Origin of the sequence: Cognataquiflexum aquatile (assembly GCF_003316845.1) — a bacterium.
Classification (GTDB): Bacteria; Bacteroidota; Bacteroidia; order Cytophagales; family Cyclobacteriaceae; genus Cognataquiflexum; species Cognataquiflexum aquatile.
Genome location: NZ_QMIK01000001.1, coordinates 952,205 through 974,393, shown reverse-complemented (window position 1 = coordinate 974,393; position 22,189 = coordinate 952,205). Strand labels below are relative to the sequence as shown.

Annotated in this window: 21 protein-coding genes; 9 read left to right on the top strand and 12 right to left on the bottom strand. The window is 41.2% G+C overall.

The genetic code is table 11. The annotated features are described in order from the left end of the window. The first annotated feature begins 5 nt into the window (after positions 1-5). A complete protein-coding gene (locus DQW11_RS03975; protein ID WP_113922689.1) occupies positions 6-1,097 on the top strand; it encodes an o-succinylbenzoate synthase in 1,092 nt (363 codons plus the stop codon). Between the two features lie 423 nt (positions 1,098-1,520). Here DQW11_RS03975 and DQW11_RS03970 read toward each other — a convergent pair whose 3' ends face one another. The 9 genes from DQW11_RS03970 to DQW11_RS03930 form a co-directional block, all read right to left on the bottom strand. Then, positions 1,521-1,712, bottom strand: coding sequence for a cold-shock protein (locus tag DQW11_RS03970; protein WP_009032438.1), 192 nt, complete (start codon positions 1,710-1,712; stop codon positions 1,521-1,523). 155 nt (positions 1,713-1,867) lie between these two features. Beyond that, positions 1,868-3,007 (bottom strand): lactonase family protein, encoded by a 1,140-nt coding sequence (locus tag DQW11_RS03965; RefSeq protein WP_113922688.1) that lies wholly within the window; start codon positions 3,005-3,007, stop codon positions 1,868-1,870. Positions 3,008-3,009: 2 nt separating this feature from the next. Beyond that, positions 3,010-3,405, bottom strand: a complete 396-nt coding sequence (locus tag DQW11_RS03960; RefSeq protein ID WP_113922687.1) for a cation:proton antiporter — start codon at positions 3,403-3,405, stop codon at positions 3,010-3,012. Next, the gene (locus tag DQW11_RS03955) at positions 3,402-3,674 is read right to left on the bottom strand and encodes a cation:proton antiporter (RefSeq protein WP_113922686.1); all 273 of its coding nucleotides are present in this window, start codon (positions 3,672-3,674) and stop codon (positions 3,402-3,404) included. The genes DQW11_RS03960 and DQW11_RS03955 overlap by 4 nt, the downstream gene beginning before the upstream one ends. Next, positions 3,671-4,150, bottom strand: a complete 480-nt coding sequence (locus tag DQW11_RS03950; RefSeq protein WP_113922685.1) for a Na+/H+ antiporter subunit E — start codon at positions 4,148-4,150, stop codon at positions 3,671-3,673. The genes DQW11_RS03955 and DQW11_RS03950 overlap by 4 nt, the downstream gene beginning before the upstream one ends. Continuing rightward, complete coding sequence (locus DQW11_RS03945; RefSeq protein ID WP_113922684.1) at positions 4,147-5,670, bottom strand: proton-conducting transporter transmembrane domain-containing protein; 1,524 nt, start codon at positions 5,668-5,670, stop codon at positions 4,147-4,149. The genes DQW11_RS03950 and DQW11_RS03945 overlap by 4 nt, the downstream gene beginning before the upstream one ends. Further along, positions 5,667-6,020 carry a Na+/H+ antiporter subunit C gene (locus tag DQW11_RS03940; protein ID WP_113922683.1) on the bottom strand — a complete coding sequence of 118 codons (354 nt, stop codon included), beginning with the start codon at positions 6,018-6,020 and terminating at the stop codon, positions 5,667-5,669. The genes DQW11_RS03945 and DQW11_RS03940 overlap by 4 nt, the downstream gene beginning before the upstream one ends. A 1-nt stretch (position 6,021) precedes the next feature. Continuing rightward, positions 6,022-6,432 carry a Na+/H+ antiporter subunit B gene (locus DQW11_RS03935; protein ID WP_113922682.1) on the bottom strand — a complete coding sequence of 137 codons (411 nt, stop codon included), beginning with the start codon at positions 6,430-6,432 and terminating at the stop codon, positions 6,022-6,024. Next, entirely contained in the window at positions 6,429-8,738 is a 2,310-nt protein-coding gene (locus tag DQW11_RS03930; protein ID WP_113922681.1) for a putative monovalent cation/H+ antiporter subunit A, read from the bottom strand. Before DQW11_RS03930 ends, DQW11_RS03935 begins: the two co-directional genes overlap by 4 nt. 246 nt (positions 8,739-8,984) lie before the next feature. Here DQW11_RS03930 and DQW11_RS03925 point away from each other — a divergent pair, with 246 nt between their 5' ends. Together DQW11_RS03925 and DQW11_RS03920 are read left to right on the top strand one after the other, a co-directional pair. Beyond that, a complete protein-coding gene (locus DQW11_RS03925; RefSeq protein ID WP_113922680.1) occupies positions 8,985-11,540 on the top strand; it encodes a phosphoenolpyruvate carboxylase in 2,556 nt (851 codons plus the stop codon). Between the two features lie 67 nt (positions 11,541-11,607). After that, the gene (locus DQW11_RS03920) at positions 11,608-12,342 is read left to right on the top strand and encodes a potassium channel family protein (protein ID WP_232826667.1); all 735 of its coding nucleotides are present in this window, start codon (positions 11,608-11,610) and stop codon (positions 12,340-12,342) included. 83 nt (positions 12,343-12,425) lie between these two features. Here DQW11_RS03920 and DQW11_RS03915 read toward each other — a convergent pair whose 3' ends face one another. Continuing rightward, a complete protein-coding gene (locus DQW11_RS03915; protein ID WP_113922679.1) occupies positions 12,426-12,836 on the bottom strand; it encodes an OsmC family protein in 411 nt (136 codons plus the stop codon). 178 nt (positions 12,837-13,014) lie between these two features. Continuing rightward, entirely contained in the window at positions 13,015-15,501 is a 2,487-nt protein-coding gene (locus tag DQW11_RS03910) for a S9 family peptidase (RefSeq protein WP_113922678.1), read from the bottom strand. Positions 15,502-15,783: 282 nt separating this feature from the next. Here DQW11_RS03910 and DQW11_RS22200 point away from each other — a divergent pair, with 282 nt between their 5' ends. The 6 genes from DQW11_RS22200 (at position 15,784) to DQW11_RS03880 (ending at position 19,610) form a co-directional block, all read left to right on the top strand. Continuing rightward, positions 15,784-15,939 (top strand): hypothetical protein, encoded by a 156-nt coding sequence (locus DQW11_RS22200; protein ID WP_157966025.1) that lies wholly within the window; start codon positions 15,784-15,786, stop codon positions 15,937-15,939. Positions 15,940-16,008: 69 nt separating this feature from the next. After that, on the top strand, positions 16,009-16,992 hold the full coding sequence (locus DQW11_RS03900; protein ID WP_113922676.1) for a manganese catalase family protein: 984 nt from the start codon (positions 16,009-16,011) through the stop codon (positions 16,990-16,992). 63 nt (positions 16,993-17,055) lie between these two features. Beyond that, complete coding sequence (locus DQW11_RS03895; protein ID WP_113922675.1) at positions 17,056-17,631, top strand: YciE/YciF ferroxidase family protein; 576 nt, start codon at positions 17,056-17,058, stop codon at positions 17,629-17,631. Positions 17,632-17,818: 187 nt separating this feature from the next. After that, positions 17,819-18,382, top strand: coding sequence for a hypothetical protein (locus DQW11_RS03890; protein WP_113922674.1), 564 nt, complete (start codon positions 17,819-17,821; stop codon positions 18,380-18,382). Positions 18,383-18,454: 72 nt separating this feature from the next. After that, the gene (locus tag DQW11_RS03885; protein ID WP_113922673.1) at positions 18,455-19,066 is read left to right on the top strand and encodes a DUF4142 domain-containing protein; all 612 of its coding nucleotides are present in this window, start codon (positions 18,455-18,457) and stop codon (positions 19,064-19,066) included. 25 nt (positions 19,067-19,091) lie between these two features. Next, complete coding sequence (locus DQW11_RS03880) at positions 19,092-19,610, top strand: pyridoxamine 5'-phosphate oxidase family protein (RefSeq protein WP_113922672.1); 519 nt, start codon at positions 19,092-19,094, stop codon at positions 19,608-19,610. Positions 19,611-19,835: 225 nt separating this feature from the next. Here the strand turns inward: DQW11_RS03880 and DQW11_RS03875 are convergent, their stop codons facing one another. Further along, positions 19,836-22,181: an OmpA family protein gene (locus DQW11_RS03875; RefSeq protein WP_232826666.1), complete on the bottom strand. Its 2,346-nt coding sequence runs from the start codon at positions 22,179-22,181 to the stop codon at positions 19,836-19,838. Between the last annotated feature and the right edge of the window lie 8 nt (positions 22,182-22,189).

Sequence of the window (22,189 nt, the reverse complement as noted above, 5' to 3'; positions counted from 1 at the left end):
ACCTAATGGAAGGAGTTTTAAAAGATATTCATTTTTCATATCGGCCGCATTTACTCAAGTTCAGGTTTGATGCCGGAACTTCCCGGGGCGTATTGAAAGACAAAACTACTTACCTCATCAGTGCTGTTTCTGTTCAAAATATCGGGATTATAGGATGGGGAGAAGCTGCTCCTTTGCCAAAATTAAGCATCGATGATGTCCCGGATTTTGAGGAAGTGTTGTCGGAGATTTGTGGGAAACTTTCAGGATATAACATTATTGGAAGTGAACAGGCAATACTGGAATGGGCAAAGAGCCATATTTCTGAAATTTATCCAAGCATTCGCTTTGCTTTTGAAACAGCTTTACTAGACCTCTTACATGGCGGCAGGAAAATGATTTTTGATACCCCTTTTTACAATGCGGGCCAACCACTTCCCATCAATGGCCTGATATGGATGGGGGAGAAGGGATTTATGCTGGATCAGATTGATAAGAAATTGGCTGAAGGATATTCTTGCATCAAAATGAAAATCGGGGCCATTGATTTTGGACAGGAGTGTGAGTTGCTTGCCTATATCAGAAAACAATACAGCGCTCAACAGGTCATCCTGAGAGTAGATGCGAATGGTGCATTTTCCCCTGAAGAGGCTTTGGACAAGCTGAAAGTTCTGAATGAATTTGACCTGCACAGCATCGAGCAGCCTATCAGGCAAAGTCAGGTGAAGGAAATGCAGAGCCTTTGTAGCCTGACTCCATTGCCGATTGCTTTGGATGAGGAGTTGATAGGCATTCATGAGTATGGGGATAAAAGGAAACTGCTTGAAACCATACAGCCTCAGTACATCATCCTTAAGCCCACTTTGGTCGGTGGAATTGAATCTTGTAGGGAATGGATCGCCTTGGCTTCCTCCATGGGAATCGGTTGGTGGATGACATCAGCTTTGGAGAGCAATGTTGGGTTGAATGCGATCGCCCAGTTTACCTCAACTTTTGATATTGTCCTTCCTCAAGGATTGGGAACAGGTCAGTTGTATCATAACAATTTTGATTCTCCTTTGAGGATAGAGAGAGGGGAAATTAAATATAGTGCGGATAAGTGGGAAGTACCATTTTAGAAAGATGAAAAGGTAATCGCTTCTTTAGATACTCTCCTAAAAGATTGAAGGTAAGCTAGAATTTTACTTGTTATTATTTCAAGCCTAGTGGAGTTATTCTTTACCATATTTTCCTCGTGTCACTTTTTGTCTTGAAACAAAAAGTAACCAATCCCGATAATTATCGGGACAAGAAATTTTTATCCTCCCACACCAGTGGCCTACGCCGGCCCGGAAAAATTTCTTCCTTCCCGCAGGTTTTCCATTATCCAAATTCTGATAAAGTGAAGATTCAAATCTAAATTGTTTCTATTTCTCTGATAAAAAAAATGGCCAAAAGGAAATCAAATTGCCAACCAAACTAGGTGAATCTGAAAATTTATCAAAAAAAAACCCCGATTGCTCGGGGTTAATTTCACTAGATGTCAATGTGTTGTATATAGATTAAACTACCTTTACATTCACTGCATTTAGGCCTTTTCTACCTTCTTTAAGGTCGAAAGTAACTTCGTCATCTTCTCTGATTTCGTCGATCAAACCAGTGATGTGAACGAAATACTCTTTAGAAGACTCATTGTCAACGATAAAACCGAATCCTTTGGACTCATTAAAAAACTTAACTTTTCCTGTGTTCATGATAAATTGTATTGAATTAATATTTCGTCAAATTTAAGGATACTTTTTACATATAAAACGAATGAGTTAAATTATTTTAAAAGTTTTTTAAAATAATTGTGTGGAAATTTAAAAATTTAGTAAGAAAAGTTCCGCTTTTGAGCCCTCTATCGGTTTTAATCCAGTCCATAGAAATATACAGGTTTATGAAATTTCGTTTCAGCACCTGTTTTCCTTAGCCTTCCTGTTTTGAGGTTTCTTTCAAAAACAACGATTGTTCCTGAACTTTGATTGCCTGCCAGGAGGTATTTTCCGTCACTTGTGATTACAAAATTTCTGGGGTTTTCCCCGCCGGTTTTGACCCTTTCTACAAAAGTCAATTCACCCGTTTTTTCGATTTCAAAGACTGTAATCTCATTCGCATCCCCTCTGTTGGAGGCGTAGACAAATTTAGCATCCGGAGATATCCTTACCTCTGCCGCGCCGACATTGCCTATAAAATCTTTTCCGGTCAATGGAAAAACCTGAATTTTAGACATTTTTCCCTCAACATATTGATAGACCCCAAGTTCGGCGGTCATTTCATGTATCAGGTACACAGGACTGCCACTTGGGTGGACAGCAAGATGTCTGGGTCCGGAACCTGCTGCAATTTCAAAATCTCCGTTCTCGGCATTATTGAAAGGTACAGCAAATGTCGGGTTGAAATCATAGAGATGGATTTTATCCGTTCCCAAGTCACCGACTAGCAACTGTTTTCCATTTGGATGAAATACGGTACTGTGCACATGCGCTTTTTCCTGCCTGTTGGGATCAATGCTTTGTCCTTCGTGTTGGTAGGTCTGGACATGGGTCAGGTATCCGTCCTTCACTTTGTAGGCTGAAAAATTTCCTCCTGAATAATTCCCTACGACCAATACCTCTTCATTGGCATCAAGGCTCAAATAGCAGGGATGGTCTCCGTAGGTATCCTTGGTATCCAATAATTCCAATGTATTGGTTTGTCTGTCAAACTTGAACGACTTGACTTTACCTCCATTTTCCCCACCGTTTTCTTCCACCGCAAAGACCAAAGTCTGCGCCCTGTTACTGACTACAAAGGAGGGATTGGAAACTCCCGCAGCCAATATTTGGGTTTGAAGGATATTTTTTTCGGGATCGAAAGTGAGTAAACCTATACCTTGATCCTCAGAATCTGTGTAGGCGCCTATCAAAAAGGAATAGACGGGCTCAATTTTTTCTTCATCGGGAGATTCGTCGCAAGAATAAACCATGAATAGGGAAATTAGAAGGAGGAGGAAGATTGATTTTCTCATTGTCAGATGTTGTCTGTTGGGTCAGGCTTGATGGAAGAATGGTGTTTTTCGCTATACAACTCATGGGTAACATCATCATACTGACCGGCAAGGTCATCTATCTTGGTTCCTTTCCAAATAGGAGTCTTGATAATATAGGCTGCCCTTGCCAGTAAATGCCCACCGATGGAAATGGTGATGAATAAGAACAAGATGATCGCAACCACCCTGGTAGTAACAGAATAATTATTGAAAAAAAGCGCTGTGGAGACCAAAATAAGACCTATTCCTAAGGTCGAAGCCTTGCCTGTTACCGATATCCTTAGGAAAATATCCGGCTTTCTGAGCAAGCCTATTGACGATGAAAGGATAAACAGCGCGCCAAAGGTGGACAATATCATGATTAGAATGTCTTTCATTTTCTTTCTCTTTGTTCTAAATAAAATGAATACGCCGCAGTACTCAGGAAGGCTATCAAGGCAAAAAGCAGCGCAATGTCAAGAAATGTACTTTGGTTGGTTTGGATGCTGTAAATGGCGATGATACAGATTGAAATCAATATCAGCATGTCTAAGGCAATTATACGGTCAGGAAGGCTTGGTCCTTTCAGGAACCTGATAAATACCAAAATCACTGATAAACCGAGAATGGGGATAATTACCCAATTGAGATAGTCTTGTAGGCTCATCGCATTAATTCCAGTAAGGGTTTTTCAAACTTCTGTTTTGTTTCTTTGATAAATTCCTCTTTGTCCAAAAGATGCATGACATGGACGTAGATTACCTTTTTGTCGTCAGACACATCCATAATAAGAGTTCCGGGGGTTAGGGAGATAAGATTGGCCAAGAAACTTATTTCAAGATCAGTCTTGGCATCCAGCGGGACTTTAACAATGGCAGGTTCCAATCTGGATTTGGAGTAAAATGATTCTCTCGCAGATTGAAAATTGGCTTTGGTGATTTCCCAAAGAACAAATGCTATAAAGGCAAAGAATTTTGGAATCACCGTGAAGTATTTCCTTTCTTCTTTTTTATAGGTGATGATTCCTAAAATCGCAAATCCGATGATCAACCCGAAAATGAAATTCTCTTCAGTAAGGGTTCCGGTAGCCATTACCCAAATGATGGCTAAAATCAGGTTACTCAAAAACAAAGATTTTGTCATGGCGTCATGGTTTTAAGGCCCAATACAGCTTCAATATATCCCGAAGGATCCATTAATTCGGTGGAGATTCTTTGGGAAAGTATGATGATGTTTTCAGCTCCAAATCCAATATAAAGCGAAATTCCTGATAACAGAACAATGGGAAATACCATCAGCCATTGATCCGTTTTAGTCATTTGACTGAAATAAAGCCCATTTGCTTTTTTGGGCAGGTCAATACCGTTTTTCCAAAAAACCTCAGACCACAACCTCGCAATTACCCATAAGGTAAGAAAACTTCCCAAGACAATGAATCCAATCAAAACATAATCTTGTGTTTGTAAACCTGCCTGAATCAGGAAAATTTTTGCCCAAAAACCTGAAAGCGGCGGAATACCAACCAGAGAAAATAGGGGAATTGCCAACAACAGGGAAATAATGGGAAAGTTTTTATACATCCCGCCAAGCTCCCTGATGTCTTGGGTTCCGTTGATTTTGAGAATCAGACCTGAGACCATAAACAGGTTTGTTTTGACGATAATGTCATGGATCAGGTAAAAAACTGTACCCATGATGGCCAACTCCGTGTACATTCCCAAACCGGCGATCAGAAAACCGATATGGCATACTATCAGGTATCCAAAAATCTTTCCCATGTTTTGCTGCAGCAATGCTCCCAATCCACCTGAAAAGATGGTAAGTGCTGCAAGAATGACCATGATATCTCCCATGAATTCATCTCCGCCAAACATCAGCGTGAATGTCCTCAGCATGGCATAGATTCCCAATTTGGTAAGTAACCCTGCGAAAATCGCAGAAACAGCAGGAGGTGGTGTATGGTAAGAGGCAGGCAACCAAAAGTACATCGGGAAGATAGCAGACTTGATTCCGAAGGCTACCAAAAAAATCCCGGATGTGACGCTTACCAATCCACGGTTTTGAAGGTTATCCAGTTTGATGGCGACATCGGCCATATTGAGCGAACCTGTAAGGCCATAGATAAAACCGATTCCGATCAAAAACAAAGAGGAGGCGAGGAGATTTAGCGAAACATATTTGAGAGCCCCTTCAAGCTGTTGTTTTTTTCCGCCCAAAGTCAAAAGGACGAAAGAGGAGATGATCACTACCTCAAACCATACATAAAGATTGAAAATATCTCCTGTAAGAAAAGCGCCCTGAAGTCCCATGATGAGAAAGTGTAGAATGGGGAAAAACCCAAACTCAAGTCTTTCTTTCCGCATACTTCCTGCTGAGAAAATGGAAACAGCCAAACCAGAAATAGAAGACAACAATACCATGGTCACTCCGAAAGTGTCAGCGACAAAGCTGATTCCAAACGGTGCCTTCCAATCTCCTGATTGGGTGATCATGATTCCGTTTTCCCAGACAAGTAAGAAGAGCCAGATACTTATCCCCAGACCAATGATGGAAAATAAAATGCTGAGAAACTTTTGTAAAGTGGTTTTTTGCCAGAAAAACAACAAAATCGTCCCAGCGACAAATTGAAATATGATGGGCAATACTATCATCGAATTACTCATATTTCTTCATCTGTTGAGTTAAGCTCATCCAGATCATCTGTATGGAGCACATTGTACACCCTTTTTATCAAAATGATTGCAAAGGACTGAAGTCCAAAACCGATTACAATCGCTGTCAATACCAAAGCCTGTGGGACAGGATCGGCATAGATATCGGCAAATACTTTCATACCGTCTTCAATGACGGGAGGATGACCTTTGACCAATCTTCCCAAAAGAAAAATCAGCAGGTTGGCGCCGTTTCCCAATAAAATCAATCCAATGATCATTTTGAACATACTCCTGCGCAACAGCATGTACAGACCGCCTGCGTGAAGTAAACCGATAATGATGACAAGTAATATCTCCATATCAAACAGTGTCAGTAAGTGAAAACATGATGGTGAGTGTCGCCCCGATGACCACCATATACACGCCAATGTCAAAGAAAAGAGCTGATCCAACCATCCCGATGAATCTGAAAGGCTCTTCAAACCACAGGCCCTTGAGTATTGGGGCACCGATAAAATAGGGAGCGATAGCTGCACCAACAGCAAAAACAAGCCCTATCGGCATCAGGTATCCTGGATTTATTTTGATGATGTTTTGTGTTTCTTTCATTCCAAAAGCAAATGAGTGGATCAAAAAGGCGATGGCTGCCATCAATCCTCCCACAAATCCTCCTCCCGGAAGATAATGGCCCCGCAACAGAATGAAAATGGAAAACAGCAGCAGAAGCGGAAGCAGATAGGTCGATGCGGTTTTGAATATCAATGATTTCATAAGTCTTTTTTAGAGGGATTGAGATTAAGTTTCATCAAGCTGTAGACTCCTACTGCGGCAATCACCAGGACTACAGTCTCAATCATGGTGTCAAAACCTCGGTAATCAACCAAAATAATGTTGACAACATTTCGGCCTTTGGCAAGGATGTAGGCATTTTCAGCGAAGTATTTGGAGACCTCGGAGGAAGATGGTTCCTCGAATACCTCCAGTGTCAGTATGGCTATCAATGTTCCAAACAAAAGCGAAAGCAAAGCATCCCGCATTTTGATCCCTTTAGAAGAATATTGTTTGTTTTTTGGCAGCTTCACAAGAACAAGCATAAACAACAATACCGTCAGCGTGTCTATTGAAAACTGAGTCATGGCCAGATCCGGTGCTGAATAAAATAAGAAGAAAAGACAATTTGCAAAGCCAACCACGCCAAGAGCAACAATGGAAACAGACCGCGAATTGGTCGAAATGGCAAAAAGGATAGAGATAATCATCAGCACAACTACAATGATCTCGTAGTGTGAGACAGCAGAAATCTGATTCCAATCAATATAAATATTGACTTCGCCAAATAAGCGGTATGCCATCAGCAAAGTCAGAAAGGCCAATATGGTAATCACATAGTTTCTCAGATAGCCATTTTGGAAAAACCTTGTCCAGATTCCTGCAAAAGACCCAAATAATTTACCGCCACCTTCGATGATGTTTTGGGGAGAAATAGCCTCGAATCTCACTGTTTTTTGGAACAGGTCATTGGAAGGTTTCAAAAACCAATATAATGCGCCGCCGGAAACCAACGTGAGAATGCTCAACACCAAAACCAAGTTGAAACCATGCCAAAGCTTGAGTTGGATAATGGTGTCACTTCCTGAAATGCTGCTGAAAACCGGTTGGATCAAAGATTCCGTGATCAATGAAGGAAATGTCCCAAAACCCAAACTCAAAACGCCGAGTAAGAACGGCGGAATCCAAAGCAGGGGAGAGGGCAATTTGGCTTTTCCAAATTCTGCAGGAAGCGTTCCTGTAAATGGTTTGATTCCTGCCCAGAATCCTGCAACCAAAAGGAGAATTTTAGTCAAAACAGCCAGTGCGGTCAGAATTATAGCCCAATCACCAAACTGTAAAGTCGCCTCATACATCACTTCTTTGCTGATGAATCCAAGTAAAAGCGGAACCCCGGCACTAGAAAGTGCTGCTATAAACCCTGCAACAGCGACAGGCATCATCACTTGCTGCAATCCCGCAAGTTTGGTGACATCCCTGGAGCCTGTTTCATGGTCGATTATGCCGGTAATGAGGAAGAGTGCAGCCTTGTATAAGGCATGGGCAAGGATAAAAATCCCTGCAGCCAAAAGTGCTTTTTCTGATCCTATTCCAATCAAGAAAACCAAAATCCCCAAGGCAGAAATGGTGGAATAGGCCAAAATGCTTTTCAAATCCACTCTCAAAACAGAATGGATTGCCGCAAAGACCATAGTAACCGCGCCAACGGTAATTAGGGTGCTGTTCCACCAAAAGGTATCCCCCAATAGCGGGGTAAATCTTGCCAAAAGATAAATACCTGCTTTTACCATCGTAGCGGAGTGGAGGTAGGTACTTACCGGAGTCGGGGCTTTCATTGCTCCAGGAAGCCAAAAATGAAATGGAAACTGCGCAGACTTGGTAAAAGCCCCGACAAAAAACAGGGCAATTATCCAACCATAGGTAGTGCTGTTTTTTATTATTTCCGAGGAATTGAGTAATTCAGTGAAAGAATAACTTCCCCCAACTGCTTGCAAAAGGATAATTCCGGAGAGCATTACCAGACCGCCAAATCCGGTGATACTCAGTGCGGTCAGTGCAGATTTCCTTGAAGCCGGGTCTTCATTATTGAATCCGATCAAGAAATAGGAACTGATACTTGTCAATTCCCAAAAAATAAACATACTCATCAGGTTGTCTGAAAGGACGACTCCAAGCATTGAAGCCATAAACATCGACAGGTATCCATAAAATCTGTCCAGATATTTGTGTCCTTTGAGGTAGTAAGTAGTATAAATGAACACCAAAGCACCGATGCCGGTGATCATCAGGGCAAAAAGAAGGGACAATCCGTCCAACCTGAAAGATAGGTCAATACCTAAACTCGGTACCCATTGATAATGGAATAAGATATGCCCTTTGGATTTTATTTCTCCCAAAAACTGGAGGAAGAATATAAATAAGGAAAGAGGAAGGAGCGAATAGCCAAATGGAATTGCTTTTTTGACAAACTTGCTGAAAAATGGAACCAAAATGGCGAAAATAAACCCTAAAATGACAGCTATGAGCATAGAAGCTTGATTATCAATTCATAAATTGTTTGGTTCCAAAATACGAAATATTTCCTGAATAGAATTTTCGTTCTTAATTTTCCAATCGATCAAGTTAAAAGATTTATTGATATTTTTTGAAAAAAATATGCCTATTCTTTGAAAAATAGTCAATAAAAATTCCTTTTTTTTATCGATTGAATCGAAAATTGTCCATAATTATTATTTTTTGTTAAATTCACACCTATTAAACCTATTGATCCGAATATGTCAAAAAACAACTATCAAACCGAAGTATCCAAAAGATTTACGATTTACAACAGTCTTTTTTTGGATTTGCCCTTCAGTGATATCCACAGAACAGGGACATTGCTGCCGATATTATCCAGCAAATGTCAGGAAGGATTTGAGAAAGATAAAACCCCAAAAGAAATCATAGGTGGATTTTTTAATGAAATGATGTCAAATAATTCTAATCAGGAACGTCATGATTTACTTTTTAGAATGGTCCAATATGTGGAAAGGCAAGTGGTTTTGTTTGATTCCATTGAAGACGCGGCCTTCGAAAAAATCCATGATATAAAAGGTAAGGGTAGTGTTGCAGCATTGATTACCCGTGTCGACAATGACAGGAAGCGGGAAGCATTGGTAGAGAAATTGAAAAATTTTTCCGTAAGGTTGACGCTGACTGCCCATCCTACACAGTTTTATCCGGGCAATGTCCTTGGGATCATCACTGATCTTGAGACTGCTATTCGAGAAAATGACCTTGGTAATATCAACCTGCTTTTGCAGCAGTTAGGCAAAACCGGTTTTATCAATAAGGACAAACCCACGCCGCTTGATGAAGCAGTCAGTTTGGTATGGTTTCTTGTAAATGTTTTTTACCACAGTATGCCGGATATTTTGACCAGGTTATTGAATAGTCTGGATATTCCGGTCAATGAGTGGGACAATCCGGGATTGTTGAAAGTGGGATTTTGGCCGGGAGGGGACAGAGACGGCAATCCTTTTGTCACCCATGACACAACCGTCAAAGTGGCCGAGAAACTCCAAAAATGGATAGTAAGGTGTTATTACCGTGATGTCAGAAAACTCAAGCGAAGGTTGACCTTCAAGAATGTCGAGCCAATAATGCTTAAAATTGAAAACGGTCTTTTTGATTCCCTTTTCGACAACCAAAACTTTTACCACACCAAAGAGGAATTGATTGCTGATCTGATGGAAGCCCGAAAAGGCCTGATTGAATTCCATGACGGCTTGTTTTTGGAGCAGTTGGATGAGTTTATATTGAAAGTAAAAATATTCGGCTTCCATTTTGCCAATATGGATGTGCGTCAGGACAGCCGTAAGCATGATGGGCTTTGGGATGAAATCATCGAAAACCAAATCGGGAACGAAGCACTTCAGGCATATCTGAAACTGAGCGAAGGCGAGAAAATCACATTTATTCAAGAGGTAGATTCCCTTCCGGAAATCGGCACCTTAAAGGACGAGTTTCATCAGGATATGTTGAGGAGTTTTGATGCAATCAAAACTGTCCAAAAAAACAATGGGGAAGATGGGCTTCACAGGTATATTATATCCAATTGCCAGTCGGCCTTACATGTTTTGGAAGTATTCAGATTGGCGCAATTGACACTTGGAAAGGACGCTGAAACGCTTCCTTTGGATATTGTTCCGCTTTTCGAAACCATAGACGACCTTGCCCAAGCGCCCATCATTATGGAGCAACTGTACCAAAACGAGGCCTACCGCAAGCATTTGGAAAGCAGAAAATCAAAGCAGACGATCATGTTGGGCTTTTCTGATGGTACCAAAGACGGGGGATATATCCGGGCAAACTGGTCTATCCTTCTTGCCAAAGAGGAACTGACAAAAGTTTCAAGGTTGAATGATGTCAGCGTTGTTTTCTTTGACGGTCGGGGAGGACCTCCGGCAAGAGGTGGAGGAAACATGCATAATTTCTATGCATCACTCGGGCAACAGGTTGAAAACGAGGAGATTCAGGTCACTATCCAAGGACAGACCATTTCTGCAAATTATGGCAAGCCCGTTTCTTGTACTTACAATTTGGAGCAGTTGCTCTGTGCAGGTATTGAAAATGAATTGTATCCTTCCTCAGAGAAAACCCTTAATGCAGGTCAGCGGGCTTTGATTGATCAGATGGCCGATTTCTCTTACCAGTTTTACAGAGATTTCAAAAGCCATCCTCAGTTCTTGCCTTATCTCGAGCATGTGACCCCATTGAAATATTTTGGACAGGTCAATATCGGTTCCCGCCCCCTGAAAAGAGGAAAAGATTCCGGATTAAAATTTGAAGATTTAAGGGCTATTCCTTTTGTAGGTTCCTGGGCACAGATGAAGCAGAATATTCCCGGTTTTTTTGGAGTAGGCGCTTCACTTGAGGAACTTAAAAATTCAGGCAAATTTCCTGAGGCCATACAATTATACAATGACTCCCTTTTCTTCAGGTCATTACTTGGGAATTCCATGCAGTCTTTGGCAAAGTCGTTTTACAAGTCCACAGCTTATCTCAAGGATAATCCCAAATACAGTGATTTATGGAACCTGATGTTTGAAGAATACCAAAGATCCATCAAGCTTCTTTGTGAAGTTTCCGGGATGGATACTTTGCTTCAGGATAATCCAACTTCCAAGGAATCAATCGCTATCCGAGAAAAGATCGTTCTTCCTGTTATCACCATTCAGCAGTATGCCATACAGACCATGCTTGACAAAGGAGAAGATGATCCGGTCTTGCAAAAACTGATTTTGCGGACGATGTTTGGCATCATCAACGCAGCAAGAAACGCAGCATAATTCAAGAATCCCGGTCGAAAGTCCGGGATTTTTTTTGGAAAGTATTTGTGGCAAATCACTTTTGTTATTGAAAAAAATATCTGCTACATTTTGCCTGAAATCCAATTTGAAACCAAAAGCAATGGGTGGAATTATACAAAAATCCAAAAAATATTGGGAGTCAGACGCATCCTTCATCACCCTTCTTGTGATGCTTTTATTTACGGTGTTTTTTCTTCCGATTTTGATCGACCAAAAGGATAATTCAACCTATTTTCTGAATACCATGTTTATCATGCTTTTCTTAATTGGGATGTTTTCTGCCAGAGAAAAGTTTTTTTTTATTATGGCTGCTGTTTTGGTTGTAATCCATATTGTGTTGAGATTGATCCGATTCAGTGAGATTCCCTATGAGTTTTACTTTGAAGAAAGAGTTGTCATTTTACTTAACCTGATGGTTTTTACGGTCATCAATTTCAGGTTATTGTTCAGAGACAGTGAAGTCAATCTTTACAGAGTCATCGGCGCCATCAATGTTTACCTACTTGTTGCCCTCATGGGTTCGTTTGGATTTGAATTGATGCAATTGTTAAGTGGAAATGCTATTTCAGGTAGTTTGGAGTTTAAAGGCAACGACCGTGATTTTGGAAATTATATTTATTTCAGCTTGGTTACGGTGACAACGGTTGGTTTTGGTGACATGCTGCCTGGAAATATATCCTCAAAAATGTTATCTGTTTTTTTATCGACTTTTGGTATTTTGTATCCTGCAATAGTGATAGCCAAATTGGTATCCACCGCCCCGACAAGAGCTAGAAAATAAAAATCCCGCATTTCTCTCAGATTTCAGGAATAGGTAAATCCGGAATAGAGAAAAATGCGGGATTTGGTTTTTTTTACCCTTTCTTAATTGAGGGTATATTCTACTACGATTTCTGTGTTGAGCAATTTGGAAATCGGACAGTTTTTCTCAGCGTCTTTGACCAGCTCTGCAAATTTTTCTTCGGAAATTCCGTCAACAGTAGCTTTGAGTATCAATTTGGATTGTTTGATTGTACCTTCTTCTAGGGTAATGATGCCATCCACATGGAGTTCTTTTGGTGGAAATTCCGCTCCGGTAAGGTTAAAACTCAGTTTCATCGCAAAGCATCCTGCATGGGCAGCTGCCACCAATTCCTCAGGATTGGTTCCGATACCTTCCTCAAATCTGGATGAAAATGAATATTGGGTTTTGTTCAAAACACCTGATTGGGAGGTAAGATGGCCTTTGCCTTCTTTGCCTGTTCCTTGCCATACGGCGGTTGATTTTCTTTTCATGTTAGTTCGGTTTAAAGTATTTTAAATTTTAAAAGTAGAAAATTATTTAAGTCTTAACACCAAAAAGCGCACTTAAGGTTTATGTTTTTGGATAAAATTTCAAAAAAAACCTAGGAAACCAGATTCTCATTTGATTCCCTTGGCTTAATTTTCAGGATTGTTAAAGAAGAGTTTTTCCCTATTTGGTCAATGCTTTTTCTCTTTGCACTTCAAGCATATCTACCGGTGGAGGGGTGTTGTCTCCAAGAAGATGCTGTACAAAATAGTCGCCCATTCTCCAGAAGAAATATTCGGTCATATCTCCAAAACCATGGCGCTGACCCGGAAGGATGATAAAGTCAAACCTCTTATTCGCTTTGATCAATGCATTAGCCATCCGGATGGTATTGGCAGGATGGACGTTGTTGTCCACGTCGCCGGTCACGAGTAGCAGTCTTCCTTTTAGGTTTTTGGCCAGGTCGGGATTTTTTTCGATCTGGTAGACGAAAGTGGTGTCTCCCTTTGGTGAAATCTGTTCTTTGACACCATGGTGCTTTTCAGACCACCAACGGTTGTAAATGTTGTTTTCATGGTTTCCGGCGCTCGAAACTGCCACTTTGAAGAAATCAGGATATACCAACATTGCAGCTGTAGACATAAATCCGCCTCCGGAATGTCCATGGATGCCGACTTTGGATTTGTCAATGAAAGCATGTCTATCAGCCAACTGCTCGATAGTTGCCTTTTTGTCAGCCAATCCATAATCTCTCAGGTTGCCATAGCCATAGTTGTGGTACCACTTGGACCTGCCGGGATGTCCTCCGCGGTTGCCGACTGTGACCACCACAAAACCAAACTGTGCCAATCGGTCTGTTCTGTCCAATCCTCTTCCAAAGGATTTGTTGACAGCTTCAGTCTGGGGACCCGGATACACATATTCGATAATGGGATAGGTTTTTGTACTGTCAAAGTCAAAAGGCTTGTACATCACGCCATATAAATCTGTGATACCGTCATCAGCCTTGACTTTGAAAGGCTCGGGAAATTGATAACCTGCTGCAAAAAGGGAACTCAAATCTGCTGTTTCCAGGTCCATTACTTTTTTGCCAAGGGCATCATATAGCCCCGACGCGGGAGTCGTATTTACCCTCGAATAATTGTTGACAAAGAAAGTAGCCTTGTCATTCATCGAGGTATTGTGGTTGAAATCACCCGGATTCAACAGAGAAATCGCACCACCGTTGAGACTGACTTTATAGAAGTGCTCATAATAAGGGTCTTCTCCTTTTTCTTTGCCATTGGCCATGAAGAAAAGGAGTCGGCCTTTTTCATCCACACGGACGATATTTTCTGAGTGGAAAGGGCCCGAGGTCAGTTGTCTCTTCAGGTTTCCTTTCATGTCATAGAGATAAAAATGTCCCCAACCGTCACGCTCCGACCAATGGATGATTTCAGTGCCGTTTGCTATAATTTCCGGTTTGGCGATGTCGATATAGGTATTGCTTCGCTCCTCGATGAGGACCTCTTTCTTCCCTTCTTTGATGTTCCACCTGCAGATATCTATTTTTTTCAAATCCCTAGAAGTAATTGAAAAATAGAAGAAGTTCTCATCACCCAGCCATTTGACAGGCTTGAAATCATCATCCCTTGCGGAGGCAGGGAAGCTTTCTGACCATATCCCCAAAGTCTGGTCTTTGAAGGTGGCTGTTTCCAGATTGGACATTTTCTGTGTGCCAAAAGAATAATGCAGCAGGTAGGAGATAGGCTGCTCTTTTTCTCCCGGCATGGAATATTTGTAAGTTTCCAAGGTCGGTCTCGGGTCACGGGTATTGTGGATTACCCAAAGGTCTTTTATTTTCCTTTGGTCTGTTTTGATCAGGATAAATTCCCCGGAATTTGCTGACCAAAGGATATTTGCCCGCTTTCTGTCATTTTTCTTCTTTTCTTCCTCGACATTGTCATCACCCCGTCCAAAGCTATTTCCGTAGCTGAAATCCTTTTCACCGTCTGTTGTAAGTTGGGTTTCGACGATGGTACTGTCCTTTTCATCTTTGATGGCTTTTTTGAAGTTGGCTTTGTCCGTCCAATAAAGGTTTTCATTTTTTACGAAAACGATTTTGGAGGAATCAGGAGCGATATTGGCCCAAGCCAATCTTTTGGCTTCTTCTTCAGGATCTTTGATTTCAGTCAGTTGTTGGCTATTCAGGTCATAGCGGAATACAAATGTTTTCTTTTCAAGAGAATCCTTGGCGCTTTTGTTTTTTGCCTTTATTTCAGCCCAATCTTTTTTTAGCACATCCTGTGTGCTTTTGATTTTGAATTGGATGGTGTTTTCGTCTTCTAGAAATTTGAGGTTGCTGATATCGAGATGCTGACCGTCAAAAGGGTCTCTGACGATTTTGGTTATTTCTGCGGCGAGTTTGTCTTTATCAAAAAGCTGGGTTTTGCTTTTGGTGGCAGGATTGACGAGGTACCAGTTTTTGCCGGAGGTGGTTTCATATTCATACCAAAACCTGTCGGACTTCTTGAGCCAATGTGCATCCACTTCAATGGTGAAGATCATTCTTTTGAGTTTTTCAGGCGAAAATCTTGCCGCAAGCTCATAGTTGCCTTTTGTGGGAAGTTCCTGTCCAATGGCGGAACCCACCATAATGATAAGGGAACAAATCAGGTAAATTTTTCTCATTAGTCCATTTGGTTTATGAATTCGAAACTAATTGAAAGTGCGATTTTGTAGGTAACCGTCGGTGGAAAAATGGGAGCTGATTTTTTGAAAATAGTTGGCTTGAAGGTGTCCAAACACAATTTTTTACCTGATTCATGGCAATGACTTACCATGCTAAAAGATTGGTTAACAGGTTTTTGAAAAGTGAATTCTATAATATAATCATAATACTGTGTAAATATTCTAAGGTTTAAAACCTCATTTTTGTACTGTTTAAATTTCAAAAATATAAAAAACAAGACTATGAAAAAGACCCAAAAAAACATAGAAAGCAATAATAAGGGTGTGTTGTCAAAAATGAATGACAATCCCGACCAAAAAAAGAAAATAGATGACTCCGGCAAGAATAAGGGAATAATAGGCGAGATGAATGATGAGCCTGAGATAAAAAAGAAATAACGCGAATGATTGTTTCGGGATTTTTAGGATTTTAACCAAATACACTCATTATAACTAAAACACAAAGATATGTTTCACCATGTAAAAGAACTACAATTCAATGCGAGGGTTTCCAAGCCCGATGTTCGGTTTGCAAAATTATTGCTCGAGCAGTTTGGAGGTCCAAACGGGGAATTGAAAGCAGCCATGCAATATTTTGTGCAGGCATTTGGTTGCAGGAAAGCGGCTCCCGACAAGTATGATATGCTGATGGATATCGCCACTGAGGAATTCAGTCACTTGGAGATTGTCGGTGCAACGATCCAAATGTTGCTTACCGGAGTCAATGGAGAATTGAAAAATGCTGCAGATGAATCTGATTTGACCAAAGTACTTGACGGCTCAGCGGCCAAGGAAGATTACATCCATCAAGCCATGGTCAATCCACATTTTTTCATTGTGAGTGGCGGGACGCCTACCCTGACTGACAGTGTCGGCAATCCTTGGAGTGCTACTTATATCATGGGAATGGGCGATCTGACCGCAGATTTGCGCCTGAATATCGGCGCAGAGACAAGCGCCAAAATGGTGTATGAAAATCTGATGAAGTTCACAGATGATGTTTATGTCAAAGAGTCGCTTCGTTATTTGATGACGAGGGAAGTGGCCCATCTCCAAATGTTCCAAGCAGCCTTGGACAGCATCCAACCAAACTTTCCTCCCGGGATTTTGGAAAGCGATCCAAAATTCAGCAATAAATACTTCAACATGTCCAAAGGAGAGGACTTCAAAGGTCCCTGGAACGAAGGAAAAAGCCCTTTGATGGGCGAAGAATGGCAAACCATTGAGGACCCGCTCCAACATGTCAGAGATACCAATGGGCTATTGGATGAAAAAGCCAAAGGAACTGAGCGTACAGAAAAATCTGTCCAATCTGCAAATAAAAAATTGAGTGCAGAAAGGAAGCAAACAGTTGACAATGCTACTGCCCCTAAGAATGGCATCATGAGTTGGTCTGTGTATCAGGATACAGAAAAATCAAAGCATCAGGAAAGCAGCATTTCTTCAAAATAGAAAAAGCATATCCAGCTGCATTTAAAATCAAATTATAGTCAAAAACCAAAAAACCACAGAAAAATGGAAAACAAGAAAAACACATCACCAAAGTCCGCCTCAAGATCAGAAAGTTCCGGATCAGGAAAAAAATCAGCCATGCAATCATCCCAATTGATGAAGTTGTTTGAAGATCAATTGAAAGATATCTATTGGGCGGAAAACGCTTTGGTAAAAGCAATGCCAAAGATGATCAAAAATGCCACTTCAGAGGATTTGACAAAGGCATTGACATCTCACCTTGAAGAGACCAAGGGCCATTTGAGCAGGTTGGTGGAGGTTTTTTCTTTGATCAAAGTAAAAGCTGAAGGAAAAAAATGTGACGCAATGGAAGGGCTGATTGAAGAGGCTTCCAGTATCATGGAAGAATGTGAGGAAGGTTCAATGCGTGATGCAGGGATCATTTCCGCAGCGCAGAAAGTGGAGCATTATGAAATAGCGACTTATGGCACGCTGAGACAGTTTGCAGAAACTATGGGATTGGATAAAGTCGCCGAACTGTTGGAAACGATACTTCAGGAAGAAAAAGAAGCCGACCTCAAATTATCCGATGTCGCAATGGACGCAGTCAACATCGAAGCAGCTGAGGAAACTGCTTAACCTGAAAATAGCATGAACAATATTTTCAAAGGCCTGATTGCCGGCTACGGCGCAAAAAAAATGGGTGGGGGATGCCTTGGGACAATCGTTGTTTTTGTCATCATCTACTTTCTTTTGGGCCAATGCAGCTGATCAAATAAAAAAATAGAATTACAATCCAAATCATATAAAACTAAACCAATTAAAAATGGAAAATCAACGCTATGAAAATGAAGTCCTACATGATACGACTTCTGAAAAAAGAGTCCTGACAGGAATGTTTAGGGACCGTGAAAGTACAGAAAATGCCTACAATGCCCTTCACGAAAGAGGCTATTCCAAAGACGACATCAATTTGATCATGTCTGACGAAACCCGAAAAACACATTATGCAGATGACGTAGCCGAAGAAACTGAAATCGGAACCAAAGCAGCAGAGCATGCCGGTAAAGGTTCCGCCATTGGAGGAACAATCGGAGCTATTGTAGGTGTCATCGCGGCAATCGGTACGAGTGTTGTCATTCCAGGACTTGGGATTTTGATAGCAGGACCGATAGCTGCAGGACTGGCAGGAGCCGGTGCAGGCGGACTTGCAGGTGGTATGATCGGGGCTTTGGTGGGTTCCGGTATACCTGAAGCCAGGGCAAAATTGTATGAATCAGGAATCGAAGAAGGCAATGTGGTCATCTCTGTGACTCCAAGAAATGCTGAAGATGCCAAGTACCTGGAAGAAAACTGGAGAACCAACCGTGGTGAAGAAATTCACTGGTAAAATACCACAATACCTTTTGCAAGGGGTTTTAACCGATCCCTTGCATCTTTTATAAAACTAAACCAACTATATATGAAAACTCAAATCAATATTAAATCTATCCTGGTGCATACGATCTGTGTCGCAGGCACCATGTTTTTTGCATCATCTTGTTCAGAAAACAAAACCACCGATTCAATGGAAGTGGCCGAGGAAGAAAATGTCTCTAGACTTACCAATGACGACGAAACCATTGTTGTTATCGACAATGACAATGGAGTGAAGTTTTTGATGGCAGCAGCCGAAATGCAATTGGAAGAGATCAGCTTGGGAAAATTGGCCCAACAAAAAGGGACTACTCCACATGTCAAAGAACTCGGTAAAATGATGGAAGTAGATCACACCAAAACTCTTGCTGAGTTGAATACTTTAGCCCAATCAAAATCAGTAGCCATCCCTGCTACTGCTACTGAAGATTCGATGGAAACTCAAAAAGACCTTATGGAAAAAGAAGGCAATGATTTTGGCAAAGCTTACAGTGACATGATGGTTGAGCACCATGAGGATGCCATTGAATTATTTGAAAAAGCAGCCACGGATTCAGAAGATGCAGAAATCAAAGCTTGGGCAGCTGAGAAGCTTCCAACCATGAGAACCCACCTTGAACACGCCAAAGCATGTAAAGCGGAATGTGATAAATTGTAATCTTAAATTTTTAAACCAGAAAAAAATGAGTGGAATTAAAAACATGGGAAACGAGGAGGCAATACTCAAATTAAGAGAACTCGCCGAAGCCATAGATATCTGTATGTTTTGTACCAATCTGAAAACAGATGATGGCGCATCTTGCAGACCTATGAGCACTCAAAAAGTTTGTGATGAAGGTAATATCTGGTTTTTCAGCAACGCGGATAGCGATAAAAACAAGGAAATAGAACAGGATAAAAATGTTCAGCTTTTCTATTCACATCCCGGAAAAGACAGCTTTCTCATCGTAAACGGTGTGGCCGAGTTGATCTATGACAGGGAAAAAATCGAAGAGCTTTGGTCTCCTGTTCTCAATGCCTGGTTTACTGGCGGAAAAGAAGATCCTAATATTTCAATCGTAAAAGTCATTCCTACGACCGCTTATTATTGGGATACTGATGGAAATAAAATGATCAATTTCTTAAAAATGGTGGCCTCAGCTGCGACAGGGAAAAACCTTGTAGAAGGCAATGAAGGCACTTTGATATTAAATAGTTTGTAATCCTTTAGAAAGTATTTTTTGATTCCTATGCATTAGACAATAGTGCAAAAACCCACATTTGGATCGGGGAATAAGGGTGAATCCAGAAATCTAAGGATTGCTGGATTCACCCTTTTTTTGTTTTTGGATAGGATGGGGGAAAATAAAAAAAGTCCCCCAGAAGGAGACTCTTTTTCTTTCGAATAACTCTTCAATTAAAGCTTAAAAAATAAGGACTTATAATATTTATTTGAGATGGAGTTCTGTTCTTCTGTTCATCTGATGCATGTCCTCAGTACATGGCACTGCACCACAATCATGAACAGGTTTTGTTTTTCCTAACCATTCGCTGCTCATTCTGTCCAATTCAACACCTCTTTTGACAAGGTAATCCATGACAGCTTTTGCCCTGCGTTCGGAAAGTTTCATGTTATATTCCTCATTTCCACGCTGGTCAGTATGTCCTTCAATCTGAAGGTTCATGCCGCCCATTCTTTGGAGAAATAGGGCAAGCCGCTCCAATTCTGTTTTGTGAACCGGCCTGAGGTTCGCTTTGTCAAAGTCAAAATAAATGGTTGGGACATCATGATTCAGTGCTTCAAAAAGTGCTGCCGGATCACAGATGTCTTTGCCCATCAATTCTGCAGGCGAGTCATAATCGACGTTTTTATCAGGAAAAGCTTCCAATACCAATTCACTTCTTCTGTTGAGCTGGTGTTCCGGTTCAGGACACGGCACGCCATCGCCACAGTCATTGGTGCGCTTCTCTTCCCCATACCAGTCCAGTTTCACCCTGCTTTCAGGAATGTTGAATTTTGCCAGGTATTCTCTGACCGCATCAGCCCTCCTTTCGGATAGAGCCTGATTATATTCTTTGCTTGCCCTTGCGTCGGTGTGCGATCCGACTTTGAGGTCGATGAAGCCATACTTTTTCATCAGCTCTGCGATTTTGTCAAGCGTTGGTTGCGCATTGGTTCTGATTTGGAATTTGTCGAGGTCGTAATAGACGATATCAACAAATACAGGCATATTGTAAGGAATTGGAGCAAGTCTGTATTCCCTTTTCAAAGTGTCTCCCTGCAATCCTTTTGTGGTGATGTCATTGTCATGGATTCTGAAATAACCCTTTTTGCTGATCGTCAAAGAATAATCTGTTTCGGGAAGAAGGTCTCCAAATAGCTCAGATTTAGTTCCTCTTCTAGTAGGCAGGTTTTCATTTTGATTTTTGATTGTCAAGGTTGTTTCAAACTCTTCAGAAATAACATTGCCATTACAGTCAATCACCCTTGCCAAAAGGAATTTGTTGAGGTCTTCAATCAGGTAAATGTCATCCAAACCCATTCCTCCCTTTCTGTCAGAGGATAGGTAGCGCTTTCCTTTTGGTGTGATATAATAGCCAAAATCATCTCTGGGTGAATTGAACGGAACACCCATATTTTCCACGTTGCTGAATGATCCGCCCGAGTATGTTGCCTGGAAAATATCCATGCCACCCAAGCCAGGATGTCCTTTGGATGAAAAATGGAATTTTTCCCCCAAAATAAAAGGATGGCTTTCATCTTCCCTGGTATTGACAGTTGAGCCAAGGTTGACAGGACTGCCAAAATTCATAGCCTCGTCATAAGTCACATAATAGAGATCAAACCCTCCCAAACCGCCCGGCATATCAGAAGCGAAAAAGATTTTTTTCCCTTTCTCATCAATGAAAGGATGCATAACACCATGTTTGGTAGCATCATTGATTGGGAAAGCCTTCGTTTCTGAAAGAGATCCATCTGCAGCTATTTTGCTGAAATAGATTTCCGGATGAACTTCAAATTCCCTCGTTTTCTTCACTTTCCTGATATTCCTAAAAGTGGTATAGAAAAGAAGATTCTTACTTTCCATTAGAGTAGGATCTGAATAGACAAGACCTCCCGGTACATCAAAGGTCATTTTCTCCAGATCATCACTGTTGGAGTAGCGGTATATCCCAAAAAACTCCCTGTCGTTCAGGTCACTTTTTTCCTCACTGAATACATTGCTTTTGGCATCCAACCTCACGGCTGGTTTCTCGGTAGGGATTTCCGGTCCTCTGTCACTTGTGAAATATTTATTACCGGTGGCATCTTCTGCTAACCTAAAATCAGACCCATCGCTGTTGATTCCTTTTGGTTGGACCAGTTTGACATTTGCCTTTTTATTGTTCAGTTCTCTGATTTTGTCGAAATCAATTTCAGGAAATGCTGATTCTTTGAAGGGACTTCCCGCAAGGAGTTCTTCCGAAGAAATACCGTTTTCGGCTTTCATAGCCGCTTCCAGATAATTCAAAAAATCCTCCCTAGATGCCTCTTCGTAGCTGATGGTTTTTTTCCACCATTCAAAGCTCTTATCATATTCTTGGATTTTTTGGTAGGACAAAGCGGCCTTTTGGGCATTTCCGTAATTTGGGTTTCGGTCATGGGCCTGCTCGTAAAGCGCCGCCGCATGGTTGAAGTTTTCCAGTTCAAACTGTTTGTCTGCATACCTTAGCAAATTATTCTGCGCCTGCAGGGGAATTGCGGAAAAGCCCGTCAGCAAAGCAAAAACTGCTATTATCAAAATTTTTCTCATAATCAGGT